This is a genomic window from Fodinibius sp. Rm-B-1B1-1, assembly GCF_038594945.1.
Taxonomy (GTDB): Bacteria; Bacteroidota; Rhodothermia; order Balneolales; family Balneolaceae; genus Fodinibius; species Fodinibius alkaliphilus.
The window spans coordinates 415,928-428,944 of the sequence record NZ_JBCFYD010000002.1; the positions used below are offsets into that span (position 1 = coordinate 415,928).

10 protein-coding genes are annotated in these 13,017 nt (G+C 39.8%); all 10 read left to right on the top strand.

The annotated features are described in order from the left end of the window. The first annotated feature begins 62 nt into the window (after positions 1 to 62). The 10 genes from AAFH98_RS09120 (at position 63) to AAFH98_RS09165 (ending at position 13,016) form a co-directional block, all read left to right on the top strand. Positions 63 to 2,030: a protein-disulfide reductase DsbD family protein gene (locus AAFH98_RS09120; protein WP_342522392.1), complete on the top strand. Its 1,968-nt coding sequence runs from the start codon at positions 63 to 65 to the stop codon at positions 2,028 to 2,030. 154 nt (positions 2,031 to 2,184) lie between these two features. Beyond that, positions 2,185 to 2,904 (top strand): MotA/TolQ/ExbB proton channel family protein, encoded by a 720-nt coding sequence (locus AAFH98_RS09125; RefSeq protein WP_342522393.1) that lies wholly within the window; start codon positions 2,185 to 2,187, stop codon positions 2,902 to 2,904. Between the two features lie 57 nt (positions 2,905 to 2,961). Next, a complete protein-coding gene (locus AAFH98_RS09130; RefSeq protein ID WP_342522394.1) occupies positions 2,962 to 3,231 on the top strand; it encodes a hypothetical protein in 270 nt (89 codons plus the stop codon). A 21-nt stretch (positions 3,232 to 3,252) separates the two neighbouring features. Then, the gene (locus AAFH98_RS09135; protein ID WP_342522395.1) at positions 3,253 to 3,795 is read left to right on the top strand and encodes a biopolymer transporter ExbD; all 543 of its coding nucleotides are present in this window, start codon (positions 3,253 to 3,255) and stop codon (positions 3,793 to 3,795) included. Between the two features lie 12 nt (positions 3,796 to 3,807). Next, positions 3,808 to 4,254 carry an ExbD/TolR family protein gene (locus AAFH98_RS09140; RefSeq protein ID WP_342522396.1) on the top strand — a complete coding sequence of 149 codons (447 nt, stop codon included), beginning with the start codon at positions 3,808 to 3,810 and terminating at the stop codon, positions 4,252 to 4,254. 72 nt (positions 4,255 to 4,326) lie between these two features. Next, positions 4,327 to 5,367, top strand: coding sequence for a thiamine-phosphate kinase (thiL, locus tag AAFH98_RS09145; RefSeq protein WP_342522397.1), 1,041 nt, complete (start codon positions 4,327 to 4,329; stop codon positions 5,365 to 5,367). 168 nt (positions 5,368 to 5,535) lie between these two features. After that, on the top strand, positions 5,536 to 7,581 hold the full coding sequence (gene ftsH / locus AAFH98_RS09150; protein WP_342522398.1) for an ATP-dependent zinc metalloprotease FtsH: 2,046 nt from the start codon (positions 5,536 to 5,538) through the stop codon (positions 7,579 to 7,581). A 398-nt stretch (positions 7,582 to 7,979) separates the two neighbouring features. Continuing rightward, positions 7,980 to 9,509 carry an autotransporter outer membrane beta-barrel domain-containing protein gene (locus AAFH98_RS09155; RefSeq protein ID WP_342522399.1) on the top strand — a complete coding sequence of 510 codons (1,530 nt, stop codon included), beginning with the start codon at positions 7,980 to 7,982 and terminating at the stop codon, positions 9,507 to 9,509. 108 nt (positions 9,510 to 9,617) lie between these two features. Continuing rightward, entirely contained in the window at positions 9,618 to 12,518 is a 2,901-nt protein-coding gene (locus AAFH98_RS09160) for a TonB-dependent receptor (RefSeq protein WP_342522400.1), read from the top strand. A gap of 162 nt (positions 12,519 to 12,680) precedes the next feature. Then, positions 12,681 to 13,016 carry an ArsR/SmtB family transcription factor gene (locus tag AAFH98_RS09165; protein ID WP_342522401.1) on the top strand — a complete coding sequence of 112 codons (336 nt, stop codon included), beginning with the start codon at positions 12,681 to 12,683 and terminating at the stop codon, positions 13,014 to 13,016. The last annotated feature ends 1 nt before the right edge of the window (position 13,017 follow it).

Consider the following 13,017-nt stretch of genomic DNA (forward strand, 5'->3'; position numbering starts at 1 on the left):
ACTGATGATTTATTAACATGAATTTCACTTATTCTATTAAAGTTTTGATGGGGAGCATCGTTATGATGTTATCCCCTTTTTTAGTTCAGGGACAGATGTTAGATCCTGTCTCTTATGAGGTGGTTGATGCACCTAACCAAGTGCAGGCTGGGGAAGTCTTTGAAATAACCATAGAATCTACGATTGAGGGTGACTGGCATCTTTATTCTATAGCTAATGATCCCGATGCTGGTCCTTATCCCACACAATTTTCTTCTGCTGATCAAAAGTTAGCTATCGCCGGAAGTATTGAAGAGAGTGAGCCTTCTATTGAGATGGACCCGAACTTTAATGCTGAACTGGGATGGCATACCGGTAGTGCAACCTTTACTATTCCTCTTGCATTTCAAAAAGAGTTAGTTGGCTCTCAGGAAATATCGTTGGAGGTTTTATACCAGGTATGTGATGATAAATCATGCTTGCCGCCAAAAACAAAATCTATTACTCACACTATTAGTGTATCGGGGGTAGCTACTGATCCTTACACCGATTTTGAGGAAGGAGGATCAGAAGGGAGTAGCGAAACAGCAATACTTTCCGAAACAGGTGCAGACCCTGAAACCAATACGGATAATCAACAAGCTGAACAAGGACAGGTAGCAGCAAGCAATTATAATTCTGGTGGTATCTTTTCTTTTCTATGGATTGCTTTAGCAGCGGGATTTGCAGCATTATTGACTCCTTGTGTATTTCCAATGATTCCATTGACGGTTTCGTTTTTCTCCAAACAAAAAGAAGGGCAGGGGGCGGCCGCAATTGGTCAGGCTTTTGGGTTTGGATTAGCAATTGTGGTTACGTTTACAATACTGGGGGCTTTATTGGCTCTTTTTGTGGGAGCTTCTGGTGCGAACAATTTTGCTGCTAATCCGTGGGTCAACCTTTTTATAGCTCTTGTACTTATTGTTTTTGCAGTCAGCTTATTAGGGGCATTTGAGTTACGCTTGCCTCATCAGCTTACCAATTGGCTGAATAGAAAAAGTAATGAAAGTTCAGGAATCGTTGGTATTCTTTTTATGGCGTTGACCATAAGTGCTGTTTCATTTTCATGTACAGCCCCGTTTGTAGGTGGTGTATTAGCTGCTACCGCAGGGGGAGAATGGTTCTATCCAATTATTGGTATGGCTGGATTTTCAGCGGCATTTGCCAGCCCCTTTGTTCTATTGGCATTATTTCCCCGTTGGCTTGAAAGTTTGCCACAAAGTGGTTCATGGATGAATATTGTAAAAGTATTATTGGGATTTATAGAACTTGCAGCAGCAATTAAGTTTTTATCTAATGCCGATCTTGTGTGGGAGTGGGGATTGGTATCTCGACCATTCGCTATAGCAACTTGGATTGCTATTTTCTTAATGGCCGGCTTGTATCTGCTGGGTACGTATACTCTTCATAATGATGAGAGATCGTCGCAGATTAGTACCGGACGCTTGATGTTGGCCATGCCTTTCTTACTATTTAGTTTTTATTTAATCCCCGGGCTGATGGGAGCATCGCTTGGTATTTGGGATGCATGGTTGCCTCCCAAGCAAGCTACGGATGTCAGCGTAGTGAGTTCGCTCGCACAGCGAGGAGGTATATCGGATAGTTCTGTTGATAGCGAAAACTGGACGAGTAACTATGAGGAAGGACGAAAAAAGGCTCTTGAGGAAAATAAACCTTTATTTATAGATTTCACAGGGTATACTTGTACAAATTGCCGGGCTATGGAAGCCAATGTATTTCCCTTAAAAGAGGTGCAAAATCGATTTGCAAAAATGCAGCAAGTGCGTTTATATACTGACGACGGTTCTGATGGTCCGGAAAATCAAAAATTTCAATTTGAATTAACCGGAACAGTTGCGCTTCCTACGTATGTGATTCTTGATCCGTCAAACGAAAAAATAATGGATCAACTTGTGGGGTATGCAGACCAAAATAAATTTAAAGGATTTTTGGATTCAGGACTTCAACGGTTCAATCAGCAAAACAGTAAAGAAAGTGTTGGGAACCTGTAATTAGAGTGCTATTTTGTTAAATAGGTTTAAAAATCTCATTTAATAAAAAATGTGGTTCCCACTCTTTGACATTTTAGTCAAAATGATCTATCATTTTGAATCTTTATAAGCCCTTATTAACAGTTAACAAATATAATTTAATCGGAGTAATCGTATGACATCGTCTATAGCTCTCTTTTTCCTTCAAGCAGGAGTAGACCAAGGATTTTTTAATGTTCTCGTAGAAAAGTTTAACGAAGGTAATGAGGGTGGGTTTATGTGGCCGGTCCTCGTCGCTCTGATTCTTGGATTGGCAATCTTCCTGGAGCGAATTATTACCTTAAACTTGGCTGATATTGACACACGTAAGTTTATTGTTGATGTGCAAGAAGCACTTCAAGAAGGCGGCGTACCGGCGGCAAAAGAACTTTGTGCTGAAACACGCGGTCCGGTAGCTTCAGTTTTTCAGGCTGGATTAATGCGGGTTGATGAAGGCATCGAAGCTGCTGAAAAAGCTATTTCATCTTACGGTTCTATTGAGATGAGCTTTCTTGAACGTGGTCTCGTTTGGCTATCACTGTTTATTGCCATTGCGCCAATGCTTGGTTTCCTCGGAACAGTAGTAGGTATGATTCAGGCATTCGACGCCATTGAACAGGCTGGAGATATTTCACCTACTCTTGTAGCAGGTGGTATTAAGGTTGCGCTTCTAACTACGGCAGCTGGTTTGCTTGCAGGTATTATCCTTCAGGTAGGTTACAACTACTGCGTTTCTAAAATTGATCGTTTGATTTCTGAGATGGAAGAAAGTTCAATCACCCTGATCGATTCTATTGTAATGCTTAAAGAAGGTGAGCAAATTGTTGATACTTCAGGAAGTGATTCTGCTGAATAATTCTTGATGCAACAAAATATTCTCATCACACAATAGTTTAATATTTAGTTTAACGATATGATAGTAAATATAGCATTAGGATTAGGATTAGGACTCGTGGGGCTGGGAGTACTGGGAATGTTAATTTCCGGTATTCGCAGCGTAATGAAAGGCAAGCAAGATGTTAAAAAGATTATTACAATGCTTGTCCCATTCATTGTGTTTGGTGTCGCATATGGTATTGCAGGAACAGTTACTGAAGCTGCAATTGGAACAATGTTGTTTATGATGGCAGCCATGGTATTGTTGATAGCTCTTACTGGAATGCGTACCACATTTAATCTATAAAATTTTTAAACAGGCTAAGCGATGTTTGATAATAAAAGAGATAGAGAAGATCCGGAAGTAGGCGGTGCGGGAATGGCCGATATTGCCTTCCTTCTGTTGATTTTCTTCTTGCTTGTAACTACGATTGATGTCGATACTGGTATAGGGCTTCAATTACCTCCGGCTCCTGAAGAAAATCAAGAGCCCCCTCCCATTAAAGAGCGTAACTTGCTTAATATTCTGGTTAACTCTCAGGGAATGGTATTGATAGATGAAGAACCCACTCCTGTTAGTCAAGTTAAGCAAACGGTGAAGGAGTTTATTACAAATCGGGGACAAAATCCGGAACTCTCAGATTCGCCTGATAAAGCTATTGTATCTATAAAAACTGATAGGGCAACCCCCTATAATGTATATATAGATATGCTTGATGAGGTGATGGGAGCTTATGCTGAATTACGTAATCAAGAAGCACAGCAACGTTTCGGTGTAAGATACAGCCAGCTCGAAGATGAAAGTGACGAGCAAAAAGCTGTTAAGGATGAATATCCAAAGAAAATTTCAATCGCAGAGCCCAATCAATAAAAGAGTATAACTATGGGACATTTTGAAAAGAAATCTGCCGACACACAGCAGGATATCCCTACATCAGCAATGCCTGATGTTGTGTTTATGTTGCTCATCTTCTTTATGGTGACAACAGTGTTGCGCGAAGTTACCTTACAGGTACAAATTGATTATGCACGTGCAGAAAATATCGAAAAGATCGAACAAAAACGGTTAGTAAGTTATATTTACGTCGGTCCTGAAAAATTACAGGGAAACCAATTAGGTTCTACTAAAATTCAGATTGACGATTCTATAATTGAAGATGTAGGAGCCGTTCAACAGTTGATGTATGATAAGTTAAAAGAAGAACCTCGTTTAATTGTGTCATTACGTGTACACGACGAAACTGAATTTGGTATCGTTACAGATATCCAGGAAGAACTTAGGGACGCAGGAACTCTTCGTATCAATTACTCTACAAATCAAGAACAGTAATTTTTAGATAAAATTTACCAGAAAAGGCATGTACACGTTTGTGTACCTGCCTTTTTTATTTTTTGATATATTATGGACAAAGACTCATTTCGCACAATACAATCGATAGGACGTACTGAACTTATTGATGAACTGATGGAGCATGCAACCTTTAAAAAGGATTGCGTTACACAGTCATACGGTGATGATACTGCAGTGTTAGATAATGGAGAAAATTATCAGCTGCTGAGCTCTGAAACTTTTATGGAGGGCGTTGATTTTGATCTCACCTATGTTCCACTTCATCATTTAGGTTATAAAATTGCTGTTGCTGCAGTAAGTGACATTTATGCAATGAATGGCACGCCTGATGTAGTATTGGTAAACTTTGCCGTGCCTAATAAAATATCTGTAGATATGTTGAAAGAAATATATCGGGGTATTGGTAGGGCATCAGAAGATTTTGAATTTGAAATTGTAGGGGGAGATTTAACGGCTTCTCATCAAATTTTAAGTGCCAGTATTAGCTGTTATGGTAAGGTATCCCAAGAAAAAATTGCCTATCGCAAGGGGGCTCATAAAGATGATGCTATTTGTGTTACAGGCGACCTTGGAGGGGCTATTGCAGGTCTCCGTATTCTGATGCGTGAGAAAGAATATTGGGAGGAGCAGGGGGCTGAGCAGGCATTTCAACCTGAATTGGATGACTATGAATATGTGGTAAAGCGGCAATTGGTTCCGATTGGACGAAAGGATTTTATTGAAAAAATAGATGAATTAAATATTGTCCCCTCTTCAATGATTGATATTACTCAGGGATTAGTATCAGAACTCAAACATCTGGCAGATGCTTCAGAAGTTGGTGCACATATCTATGGAGCGACTATTCCAATTTCTTTAAAGACACGGCATGTTGCCGACGAGATGAAGGAAGATGTCGACAAGTATGCGCTATATGGTGGAGAAGATTTTGAACTTATGTTTACCCTACCAGAAAAAGATGTCGAAAAACTGACGGATGAATTTTCTGACTTTGCTGTAATTGGTAAGATTACTGAGCAAGAAGAAGGGGTTAAGATGCAACAGGCAGAAGGAGATATGATTCTGTTTGATGAGCCTGAAGAAGAGAATTAATACCATCCCGCATCCAATAATTTTAAAAGCCGACCGTTTTAAGGTCGGCTTTTTTATTTTATATAATACCAATCACAGATTATTCTAATATAAATACAAGAGTACGCACCGAATCAATATTTGCCGTATATTTATCTATTTGATTGAATAGTAAATCCGTATTTCGATATGCCTGAAAAGAAACAACAGCCTGAGAAAGGCCACTCAAAATCTCCGTTGAAAGGGAATGACAGTTCTCCCAAGTTTCCTATTTGGATTTATGTAATACTTTTATTGGTATTGCTTGGTATTCAATTTTATTTCATGAATCCTGATGCAGGAAATAAAATAAAATACAGCACTTTTCTTGAATATGTAGAAAAAGGTTATGTCGAGGAAATTACGATCAAAAACGGTCTACATATAAGCGGAGCATACACCGATAAGGCTATAAAGGATGGGATAATTAGCCCTCCAAAGGAAGAAGAAAATCAGTGGGCACTCTCATCATCTCCACAAGGTAATCGTTTTACTACAACCAGGCTTGAAGGGGATGAAATTCGTCCTATCTTGGATGAATATGATGTCGCTTATGATGTGCAAATTGAAGAGGATTGGTTTAGTGGAATTCTTATCTGGCTGATACCCATAGGATTGGCAATTATTTTTTGGATTTACATATTTCGTAGAATGAATCCGGGCCAGCAGGTATTAAGTATTGGTAAAAACAAAGCTTCACTATACGATAAACAAGCTGAAAACCAGATTTCTTTTAAAGATGTTGCCGGACTGGAAGAAGCCAAAGCAGAAGTGGAGGAGGTTGTAGAGTTTCTCCGTAATCCCCAAAAGTTTACCAGGCTTGGCGGTACCCTACCCAAGGGCGTATTACTTGTGGGGCCTCCGGGAACTGGTAAAACATTATTGGCGAAAGCGACAGCGGGTGAAGCTGATGTACCTTTCTTTAGCCTTAGCGGTTCTGATTTTGTGGAAATGTTTGTAGGGGTAGGAGCTGCTCGAGTTCGTGATCTTTTTAAGCAAGCCAAAGAAAAAGCACCTTGTATCATTTTTATTGATGAAATTGATGCCATAGGTCGTAGTCGCGGTAAAGGCATGCAGATGGGATCAAACGATGAGCGGGAGAATACACTAAATCAGTTACTCAGCGAAATGGATGGTTTTAATACCGATAAAGGGGTAATCATTATGGCTGCTACCAACCGGCCTGATGTATTGGATTCTGCTCTATTGCGTCCGGGAAGGTTTGACCGACAGATTCTCATTGATAAGCCAGATTTAAGAGGACGTGTTGAAGTGCTCAAAGTGCATACGCGAAACCTTAAGCTCTCTGATGACATTGATTTAAAGCTTCTTGCTTCTCAAACCCCTGGATTTGCCGGAGCTGAGCTTGCTAACCTCTGTAATGAAGCAGCACTGATGGCAGCACGGCGTGGAAAAGATGCCGTTGAGATGGAAGACTTCCAGGATTCCATCGAGCGCGTTATTGCCGGGCTTGAAAAGAAAAACAAGCTGATTAGTCCTAAAGAGCGAGAAATTGTGGCTTATCACGAATCGGGTCATGCTATTGTTGGTTGGTACCTTGAGCATACCGATCCGGTACTGAAAGTAAGCATCGTCCCTCGCGGTTTGGCTGCTTTGGGATATACCCTGCAAACGCCTCTTGAAGATCGCTTCTTAATGACAACCGAAGAACTCAATGATAAAATTTGTGCATTGTTGGGCGGACGAATTGCTGAAGAAATCATATTTGGCCGTATTTCTACGGGAGCGCAAAATGATCTGGAGCGCATAACGAATATGGCATTTGCCATGGTGGCAGAATATGGGATGAGTGAAGAGTTGGGCTATCTATCTCTTAAGGACTCTCAAAATCCCGAAAATAGTTATGGGTTTAATAAAAAGTATTCTGAACAAACCGCTCAACAAATTGATGCTGCGGTTCGGGAAATTATCCGCCAGAATTACGAGCGTACCAAAGCATTGATTAACAAGCATAAAGACAAGCTTGAAAAGATGGCTAAAACACTGTTGGATAAGGAAGTGCTTGATCATAATGATCTGAAAGAACTGCTTGGCGATCATCCCGAGGGGAAATATCCGGAGGGGATCTTCAGTAATGAAGTAGTGTCTGACAAATCAAATGGCACAAACGATAAAAAATTTAAGGAAGAGATCGAGCAATCCGGAGAAGAAAACACTTCATCAGACTCAAATTAAAAGTACTTTCTATTGTTATTTAGATAGCACATTGAATAACAAGAGGGAGAGTAAAACCTATCTTTATTTACTCTAAACGTACTTGTTAACATTCTCTTAAAATTAGAATAACAGAGGTATAACTGTGGCATAACAGTTATGCAATCTTAGTATGCTATTATTGATCTATCGAGTTGAAGATACTGCTTCAATTAAAATCAGCATATTTAAGAATGAAATTGTCCCATCATATTACCAAGAAATCTCTTAATACCATCAAGATGGTAGGTCTTCTATATACCACTATGCAGAAGGTAATAGTATGGTAATACTGATTTTAAGTAATGCTAATTTCAGTGTTATAAATTCTTCACCTCAAACAAATCCGCAAACCAAATATAATCATATAAAGATAAGTTATGAAGATACTAAAACATACAGCTAGCCTTTTATTGGTGTTGGCTCTATTTATTTCATGTGATGATAATGAAAATGATCCGAATCCGCCAAGTGCAACTGCTCCTGAAACTCAAAGTGTACTTGTAGGTAAATCTGTTGACGTGACATTCAGTGTTTCTGTAGATGCTGGATATGAGTCCGCCAGTATATCTTCTTCGAATGGAGAAGCTTCTATCTCTTCAGAACCTGAAGCTGGTGCTACAAGTGGTGATATAGTGGTAAATTATACTGGTAATACTGCTGGCGCTGGTTCTATCGAACTGACAGTAACTGATACAGATGGATTGACTGCTGAGGCAACGGCTGTTATAAATGTCGGTGAAGAGCAGAAAGAATTCGTGATTACTGAAAACATTACTGAAGATACTACTTGGGAAGATGGCAAAACGTATGTCCTTGGAGGTCGAATTATTGTTGAACCAAATGTTACGCTTACCATCGAAGGTGGAGCAGTAGTAAAAGGAGAAGCTGGAAGTGGTTCTAATGCTACTACACTTCTTGTTGCCCGAGATGCAACATTAAACGCTAATGGTACTGCACAGGCTCCTATTATCTTTACGTCTGTAGCAGACGAAATTACACCTGAAGACATTGATAACGGGAACTTTGGAAGCCCGAACTTGGACGAAACACAGAGTGGTCTCTGGGGTGGTGTAATTGTGCTTGGAAATGCTCCAATTTCATACAGTGATGATGATGGGAATGATCAAACAGAAGCCCAGATTGAAGGTATCCCAACTTCTGAGACGCTTGCTCTATACGGTGGTAATGATCCAAGTGATAGCTCAGGATCACTCACATATGTTACTATTCGTCACGGTGGGACAAATATTGGACAAGGAAACGAAATAAACGGTTTGTCGCTCGGTGGTGTAGGTAATGGTACAACAATTGAGAATATCGAGGTTGTTGCTAACCAAGATGACGGCGTCGAATGGTTTGGTGGTACGGTAAATGTAACCAATGTGTTGGTTTGGAATAATGGAGACGATGCTCTTGATACCGACCAAGACTGGCAAGGAACAGTAGATAATGTTGTTACGATGAGCCCAGATGGTTCTACTATGGAGCTTGATGGTCCTGAAGGATCAAGTGCTACGGTAAGTGGTAATGCTCATACCATTCAAAACGTATCTTCTTACGTAGAAACTAATGGTTCTGAACTAATTGATGTTGATGCCAACACCAACGTCAATGTGAGTAATGTTGTGTTCTTTGGCTTAGCTACTGATGACAATGGAAATGCTGACAACATGTTCTCAAGCGATTATGCAGACTATGCCAGTAACTCAAATGGCTATGCAGTGACATCCATTGATGCTGTTCTGCCATCTGGTACGGCACTCGCTGACTACTTCCCACAGTCTTTAGTGGATGACGGTGAAGTTGAAGAAGTGGCTGATGCCCAAAGCGGTACAGGAGCTGATACGTCTGTCTTCGATTGGACATGGGCCAGCCAGGCAGGTGCTTTGTCAAATGTTGGACTTTAATTAGCAGCAATACATTTCGATTTGACTTGCCCTCACAATTGAGGGCAAGTCATTATTTATAAACAGCACATCTTTTGTAATAGTTAAATAATTGTGATCAGTCATCTTATGAAATTCGCTAAATACATTTTTTTAATTCTATTTGTTGGTTTTGGCCAATTAGTTTATGGTCAAAGTCAGGAAGGCACCATTAGAGGTAAGGTCATTGATGCCTCAAGCGGAGAACCGCTTATTGGAGTAAACGTTTTGATTCTTGGTACATCGGATGGCGCAAGTACCGATGTTGATGGCGCATTTAGCTTGGAAGTACCCGAAGGCACATACAACCTTCGTCTTTCCTATGTCTCTTATCAAAACAAAACAATTGAAGGTATAGAGGTAAAGGCCGGAGAGATTACGGTATTGAATGACATCGGGCTTTCATCAGCTACGACCGAAATGGAAGAAGTTGTTGTGACAGCAGGAGCGGTAAGGAATTCTGAAGCAGCCATGCTGACAATGAAGAGAACATCTCCCCAAATGTTAGATGGAATATCTTCGGAGAAATTCAATAAAATAGGGGTTTCTGATGCAGCGCAAGCTCTTAAAAAAGTAACAGGGGTATCGGTAGAAGGTGGTAAATATGTATACGTTCGTGGTTTGGGAGACCGATATACTAATACCATGCTGAATTCAGTTGAGATTCCCAGTTTAGATCCAAACCGTAATAGTTTACAGGTTGATATTTTTCCATCTAACCTGATTGAAAATATGGTTATAAACAAAACAGCATCTGCAGAATTGCCTGCGGATTTCACTGGGGGAATTGTGGATATTGAAACGATTGATTTTCCGGAACGTCCTATTTTAGATATTTCTACCAGTTTTACTTACAACCCTGAGATGCACTTCAATAGCAATTATTTAACTTATGAGGGTAGTGATACTGATTTTCTTGGCTTTGATAATGGGACTCGGGATTTACCTAATGAGGCAAAAGGAGAGAGTATTCCCTCACCTCTTAGTGGTGCATCTGATAGCAACGTCTATGAATTCGTAAATAGCTTTAATCCAACGCTTGGTTCCAAACAGAAAAGAAATAATATGGATTACAGTCTTGGACTTAGCTTGGGAGATCAATATGCGGTAGGACAAGGTAACACCCTCGGATACATTTTGTCAGGAAAATATAGTAACAAAACAAAATATTATAACAATTTTCAATACGGGGAGTGGCAAAATGCGTTGGATGAGGAAAACTATGATTTAGTTCGATCAACTACTCAGAATGGTACGGTGGCAGAAAACGACGTGTTTTTCGGAGGATTAGCCGGATTGGCATTTAAAACTGGCCAATCAAAATTTAAGCTAACAGGTATGCATTTGCAGAACGGTGAAAGCAAATCGGCCAATTTCTTAGTAGATAATAGTGAAAGTGCACCGGGACAATCAGGTTATATTGGAGACTCTTATAATTTGGAATATAGTGAGCGCAGCATTACAAACTTTTTGTTGAATGGAACTCATTATTTTAATAAAACCAATTGGGAGATTGATTGGAGGCTTTCTCCAACCTTCTCATCGATGGATGATCCTGATCTGAGAAAAACCACTTATACTATAAGACCTAATGGCGACTATACGTTTAATGCTGGAGCCGGAGGATTCCCAAGTAGAACCTGGCGCTACATGGATGAGGTTAATATGGTAGGTCGCGTTAATATTTCAGGGGATTATGAATTGTTTGGGAATCCTGCCACAGTAAAGTTTGGAGGAAGTCACGTATATAAAGAGCGTGATTATGAGATTTTATCATATACGGCTTCTTTCTTTGGCAATCAGTTTGACTGGCAGGGTGATCCTTCAGAGATACTGATAGATGATCATATATATGGTAATGGAAATGGCGGCACGATATATTATCAATCAGGAAATCCGGATCCCAATCCAAATGCCTACAATTCCAATTCTTCTAATACGGCCGTTTACTTGTCTAATGAGTTTAGTTTGATTCCCAATGTTAAAACAAACATTGGTCTGAGGGTCGAAAAATATGTGTTACGTCACACCGGTCGGGATATTTCATATGCGCAGGGTAGTACGGAAGCAGGCATTAATTTTGACGATGAAAAAGTACTTGATGCACTTGATTTTTTTCCTTCTGCAAATGTGATTTATAACGTCACAGATCGTATGAATGTGAGGCTCTCGTATTCAAAAACCATTGCACGCCCTTCCTTTAAGGAAATGTCTTTTGCTCAGATTTTGGATCCTATATCAAATCGGATCTTTAATGGCGGCTTATATCCCATAGGAAGCTGGGATGGCAATTTGCATGAAACTCGGATCAATAATTTTGACTTTCGCTTTGAATCATTTTTAAACGGTAATCAGCTGATATCGGTAAGTGGATTCTATAAAATATTTGATGATCCTATTGAACTTGTCAGACTTCGAGCTTCTGCAACATCCAGTGAGTTTCAACCACGGAATGTTGGTAATGGGAAAGTATATGGAGCTGAATTTGAGTTTCGGAAGTCATTTAACTTCTTATCAGAATCCTTAACTAATTTTGGGTTTAGCACGAACATAACGGCCGTGAAATCTTTAATTGATATGACCGATGAGGAATACAATGCCCGTAAGAACAGGGAAAAAGAAGGACAAGATATTGATGACCAGCGTCAAATGGCTGGTCAGGCTCCCTACATTATCAATGCAGGTATCACTTATGATAATGCTAATATAAATATGGATGCAGGATTATTCTATAATCTAAAAGGTGAAACCTTAGTATTAGTGGGGGGAGGGACATACCCTGATGTCTATTCAGAACCATTTCATAACCTCAGTTTCAATCTGAATAAATCTTTTGGTCAAGAAAGTCAGTATTCATTTAGCTTAAATATCTCTAACATTCTGAATGATCGAAGAGAAGAGTTTTATGACGGATATAATACTGCAGATAAAATATATGAGGCTTATAGTCCTGCAAGAACCTATAGCGTTGGCTTTAAATATTCATTCTAACACTTAAGAATCTCTCACATCCTATATGTGAGGTGTGCTGATCACAGGGGAGGTCCGTTGATTCGGGCCTTCCTTCTTTATTTTTAATGGATAATATTCTTGACAAAAGAACCCATAAAGGATACCTTTAATCGTAAATTTACGATAACCGATAAAGGGGATATGGCAATTACAAAAGCAAAACTTTTCAACATTTCTCAAAAGCGGGCTGCCGAGTTGATGAAAGCACTTGGACATCCTGCACGTATTGCAATTATCGAATTGCTCGCCGAACGTGAGACCTGTATTTGTGGTGATATCACACAGGAACTGCCATTGGCTCAATCGACGGTTTCACAACATTTGAAAGCCTTAAAAAAAGCGGGGATTATCAAAGGTGAAATTGATGGCGTGCGGACGTGCTACTGTCTGGATGAAGAGGGTATCGCAGAAATGGAAAAGCTATTCAAACCCCTTTTAACGAATCTTACAACTGCAACTCAAGAAAACTGTTGCTAAT

What these genes read in the sequence shown, in the direction of transcription:
- AAFH98_RS09120 (WP_342522392.1), top strand. Translation starts at nt 63, where the DNA reads ATGATGTTATCCCCTTTTTTAGTTCAGGGACAGATGTTAGATCCTGTC.
- AAFH98_RS09125 (WP_342522393.1), top strand. Translation starts at nt 2,185, where the DNA reads ATGACATCGTCTATAGCTCTCTTTTTCCTTCAAGCAGGAGTAGACCAA.
- AAFH98_RS09130 (WP_342522394.1), top strand. Translation starts at nt 2,962, where the DNA reads ATGATAGTAAATATAGCATTAGGATTAGGATTAGGACTCGTGGGGCTG.
- AAFH98_RS09135 (WP_342522395.1), top strand. Translation starts at nt 3,253, where the DNA reads ATGTTTGATAATAAAAGAGATAGAGAAGATCCGGAAGTAGGCGGTGCG.
- AAFH98_RS09140 (WP_342522396.1), top strand. Translation starts at nt 3,808, where the DNA reads ATGGGACATTTTGAAAAGAAATCTGCCGACACACAGCAGGATATCCCT.
- thiL (WP_342522397.1), top strand. Translation starts at nt 4,327, where the DNA reads ATGGACAAAGACTCATTTCGCACAATACAATCGATAGGACGTACTGAA.
- ftsH (WP_342522398.1), top strand. Translation starts at nt 5,536, where the DNA reads ATGCCTGAAAAGAAACAACAGCCTGAGAAAGGCCACTCAAAATCTCCG.
- AAFH98_RS09155 (WP_342522399.1), top strand. Translation starts at nt 7,980, where the DNA reads ATGAAGATACTAAAACATACAGCTAGCCTTTTATTGGTGTTGGCTCTA.
- AAFH98_RS09160 (WP_342522400.1), top strand. Translation starts at nt 9,618, where the DNA reads ATGAAATTCGCTAAATACATTTTTTTAATTCTATTTGTTGGTTTTGGC.
- AAFH98_RS09165 (WP_342522401.1), top strand. Translation starts at nt 12,681, where the DNA reads ATGGCAATTACAAAAGCAAAACTTTTCAACATTTCTCAAAAGCGGGCT.